This is a genomic window from Arthrobacter sp. AOP36-C1-22 (assembly GCF_052377515.1).
Taxonomy (GTDB): domain Bacteria; phylum Actinomycetota; class Actinomycetes; order Actinomycetales; family Micrococcaceae; genus Arthrobacter_H.
On record NZ_JBQSWW010000056.1, the window covers coordinates 1 to 2,575 of the forward strand.

Below are 2,575 nucleotides of genomic sequence, written 5' to 3' on the forward strand. Positions count from 1 at the left end.
GTAGGCGGCGGTCTGGGTCCCGTTCATGGCCTGCTGGAACCCCATGAACAGCCCTGCGGTGAACGGCAGGAGCACCGGCACCAGCCAGGAGAGCCCGTCGGCGGAGGATTCCAGCCGGGGCGATACCGCCCACAGTACGGCGATGATCATCAGTACGGCCCCGGCCATCCGCCGGGCGGTGATGAAGCGTTTGCCCCCGGGGCCGAATCCGACCCGGTCGACCATCAGCCCGCTCATGGTCTGTCCGGTCACGATGGCCACGGTGAACAGTGCGACGCCGATCAGGGGCACCGCGTGGCTCTGTCCGAAGACGATGTAGCCGCCGCTGATCCCCGCCAGCAGGTACCAGCGTGGGAATTCTCGTCCGGCCACGGCCCGGCGCATGGCCACCAGTCCGGCCCGCCCCCGCGGCAGCAGGACCGAGGCCAGCATCATGACCACGGTCCCGCCGGCGAAGCTGATGGCCGCCGCGGCGTTCGGGTCCCCCATCCGTTCAGCGAGCCCGCCGTTGATCCGGCCCTGGATGGGCATCATCAGTCCCCCGATGATGGCCAGGACCAGACCGGCCCATAACGGAAGGTGCCGGGCCTTCGCCCGCGGAGCAATCACTGGGTTCATCGTTGGACATGCTATCGCCGCGGTGGCGGCCGGACCTGCTCGTGACGCAAGATGGTCTCATGACAGCAGAACAGCCCCGGCCCATCAGCATCCGCGACGATTCGATCCGTTTGGGGCAGCTACTGAAGCTGGCGAGCCTGGCCGAGGACGGTTTCCATGCCAAGGAGCTCATCGAAAACGGGATGGTTCAGGTCAACGGTGAGATCGAGACCCGCCGGGGCCGGCAGTTGAAGATCGACGATGTGATCGCCCTGGCCGACGAGTCGGTGATCGTCACCTCCGAGTAGGCGCGACTCCGCCGGGTCCTAGTCCAGCACGTGGTGGCGCAGGAACTCGCCCACATGCTTCATTTCCGGTTCCGATACGCTGTGGCCCATTCCGGCATAGAGCATCTTGGTCAGGTCGGTGTGTTCCCCGGCCCAGTCCAGGGTGAAATCGATCTTCTCCTCGGTGATCACCGGGTCGGCTTGTCCGCGTCCCCAGAACATCGGCGTCCGGGCCGCCTTCGTGGCCTGGTCGTTGAAGAATTCGTGTCCGGCGGCCTGGATCGCGAATCCCGACAGTCCGACGACGGCGTCGATCTCCTCCGGTCGGTGGCGCAGGACCGAGGTCGCCACGGCCATCCCCATGGAGAAGCCCAGGAGCGTCACCGATGCGTGCTGTTCCTTCACCTCCTCCAGCCAGGCCCACACCTGCTGCACCGACTCCACGACCTTCTCCAGCGAGTAGTCCAGGTCCTCCATCAGCGGGAACCAGGTGTAGCCCGGGCCCATGGCGTAGGGGGCACGCACCGAGGCCAGGGTGAATTCCTCCGGCAGCATCGGGGCCAGGCCGATCAGGTCCTTCTCATGGGAAAGGTAGCCATGGAACAGGACCAGCAGGGGGGTGCCCTCCCGCTCGGATTCGGGGCGGGACCAGGCAACGACGGGCTGGGGCAAAGTCTCAGTCATGCGGCCATTGAATCACGCCGGCGCGCCCGGCCACAGGACGCGGCATCGCTTCCGGCGTGCCTGCCGGTCGTGTCCCGGGGTGGTAAACCCGGGCGCCCGGTGAAATGATGTACCCGTGAGTAACAATGATGCTTCCTCCGCACCGGACCAGTCCGACCCCTCGTCCACGTCCCCCGGCGACGCGATCCGCCACCCCTGGCGCCGCATGGTCTCCCTCGGCGACTCCTTCACCGAGGGCATCGGGGATCCGGATCCGCAGAGCCCCGGCGGACACCGTGGCTGGGCCGACCGTGTCGCCGAGCAGCTCAGCCGGCAGGCGGAGGACTTCGCCTATGCCAACCTGGCGATCCGCGGCCGGCTGCTGGACCAGATCCATGAGGAGCAGCTGGAACCCGCCCTGGAACTCCGCCCGGACCTGATCACCATTTGCGCCGGGGGCAACGACGTGCTGCGCCCCGGTGGGGATCCCGATGCCCTGGCGGTGACCATGGACCGGTTCATCGGCGAGCTCTCGGCCACCGGGGCCACGGTCCTGCTGTTCAACGGCCCCGATATCGGTGAAACCCCGGTCCTGGGCTCGATGCGCGGCCGGGTGGCCATCTACAACGAGAACTTGCGGGCCATCGGCGCCCGCCATGACGCGGTCGTCGCCGATATGTGGGCGATGCGCCAGCTCCACGAACCCCGGATGTGGGCCCCGGACCGGCTGCACTTCTCACCGCTGGGCCACCACACCATTGCGATGATGGCCCTGGATGCCCTCAACGTCGAACACGAGCTCACGGCCTTGGAGCCGAGCCCCTCGGAGCCCAAGCCCTGGAGGGTGGCCCGGCGTGAGGACCTGGTCTGGGCGCGCACGCATCTGGCGCCCTGGGTGCTGCGGCGGCTTCGGCACCAGTCCAGCGGTGACGGAATCACGGCCAAACGCCCGCAGGCCATGCCCTTTTCCCCGGGCGGGACCCCCCACAGCGTGGGTGCCGGGGATCCGCGCAACGACGCGGACTAGG

At 67.9% G+C, this 2,575-nt stretch carries 4 protein-coding genes; 2 read left to right on the plus strand and 2 right to left on the minus strand.

Translation table 11 applies throughout. From position 1 onward, the window contains the following. Positions 1-618: DMT family transporter (locus ACT3S6_RS15825; protein ID WP_444555767.1), on the minus strand; the 618-nt coding region annotated here is incomplete at its 3' end. 59 nt (positions 619-677) lie between these two features. Between ACT3S6_RS15825 and ACT3S6_RS15830 the strand changes: the two genes are divergently transcribed. After that, the gene (locus ACT3S6_RS15830) at positions 678-905 is read left to right on the plus strand and encodes an RNA-binding S4 domain-containing protein (RefSeq protein WP_444555768.1); all 228 of its coding nucleotides are present in this window, start codon (positions 678-680) and stop codon (positions 903-905) included. Positions 906-923: 18 nt separating this feature from the next. On the opposite strand, the gene ACT3S6_RS15835 is transcribed toward ACT3S6_RS15830, so the two are convergent. Beyond that, positions 924-1,568, minus strand: coding sequence for an alpha/beta hydrolase (locus ACT3S6_RS15835; protein WP_444555769.1), 645 nt, complete (start codon positions 1,566-1,568; stop codon positions 924-926). Between the two features lie 115 nt (positions 1,569-1,683). On the opposite strand from ACT3S6_RS15835, the gene ACT3S6_RS15840 reads away from it, so the two are divergent. Continuing rightward, positions 1,684-2,574 carry an SGNH/GDSL hydrolase family protein gene (locus ACT3S6_RS15840; protein WP_444555770.1) on the plus strand — a complete coding sequence of 297 codons (891 nt, stop codon included), beginning with the start codon at positions 1,684-1,686 and terminating at the stop codon, positions 2,572-2,574. The last annotated feature ends 1 nt before the right edge of the window (position 2,575 follow it).